Source organism: Protofrankia sp. Cr1 (genome assembly GCF_963555865.1).
Classification (GTDB): domain Bacteria; phylum Actinomycetota; class Actinomycetes; order Frankiales; family Frankiaceae; genus Protofrankia.
In genome coordinates this window covers 1-1,160 of sequence record NZ_CAUVXO010000003.1, presented here as the reverse complement: position 1 = coordinate 1,160, position 1,160 = coordinate 1, and the positions used below count along the sequence as shown (strand labels likewise).

1 protein-coding gene and 1 tRNA gene are annotated in these 1,160 nt (G+C 66.2%); one reads left to right on the top strand and one right to left on the bottom strand.

What is annotated here, in order from left to right; translation table 11 throughout:
- The first annotated feature begins 64 nt into the window (after nucleotides 1–64).
- Nucleotides 65–141, top strand: a tRNA-Pro gene (locus tag U9980_RS00910).
- Between the two features lie 14 nt (nucleotides 142–155).
- Here the strand turns inward: U9980_RS00910 and U9980_RS00905 are convergent.
- Nucleotides 156–1,160: site-specific integrase (locus U9980_RS00905; protein WP_322766261.1), on the bottom strand; the 1,005-nt coding region annotated here is incomplete at its 5' end.

Below are 1,160 nucleotides of genomic sequence, written 5' to 3'. Positions count from 1 at the left end.
GCCCGCTGCCCGCTGCCCGCTGCCCGCTGCCCGTCGGTGGATCAGGTAGACTTCGTGATGGTCGCGGGGTGTGGCGCAGCTTGGTAGCGCGCTTCGTTCGGGACGAAGAGGTCGTGGGTTCGAATCCCGCCACCCCGACCATCTGTTCTCGCAGGTCATGAACCCGCCGGTGGAGGGTCTTCCTCGTTTTCGGGGTCCGGCTCAGGCTCGGAAGTCAGCGAAAAGTCAGCAGAGCCTGACAGTGCCGCTCGGAGCTGGTTGTCGTAGTCCTTCGGCTTGTGCGTGTACCGGTTGAGGGTCGTGGACGCCTGTTCGTGGCCGAGGACGCCTTGGACGACGTTCACTGGTACGCCACTGGAGATCAACCAGGTGGCGTAGGAGTGTCGGAGATCGTGAAACCGGAGCCCGCCCGATGCCTTGCGGGCAACGTGGGCGATCGCGTCACGTTCGGTGGTGAACTCCTTGGACCACTCCGTTCCGGTGGAGTCCGCCCACACAGCCTTGAACTTGTGCGGGCCGAGTTCGATCACTGTACCGAGCATGCCCGCTTTGACGAGCGCCGGCCGCCAGATACGTGACCGGAAGCTTGTCCGGCCGACGGGGCCGCCTGCGGTGTTGGTGAAGACGAGATCGGCGCGGCCGGCCGTGCCGCCCGCGGCCTTGCGATCGCGCAGCATCCCGACCAGGCCGGCCGGGATCGGGACCGTGCGTCGCCCCGCCTTGCTCTTCGGGAACGGCTTGGGTGTGATCTTTCCGGAGACCTCGACGAGGGTCTCGACGATGTGCAGCTCTGCCCCGTCGAGGTCAACCCGTCCCCAGCGCAGGCCGACGCATTCCCCCCAACGGAGCCCGCCGAGGCCGGCTGTCGCGACAAGCGGGCGGTACCTGCCGGGCACCACCGGTAGCAGCTTGGTGACCAGTTCCTCGCGCGTGATCGTGATATCCGAGGTTGCGGTCTTTCGTCGGCGGGGCACGCGGACCTCCTCACACGGGTTGAAGGCGATGAGCCGGGAATGGACGGCTGACTTCATCACTGCCGAAAGAAGGCGCAGACACTCGGCGACCGTCGCGCGGGACAGCCGTTTTCCGAGGTTGGTCACCCACTGTTGTGCTTCCTGGTGTTCGATGCTGCTGATCGGCCAGTCTCCCCACTTCGGGAG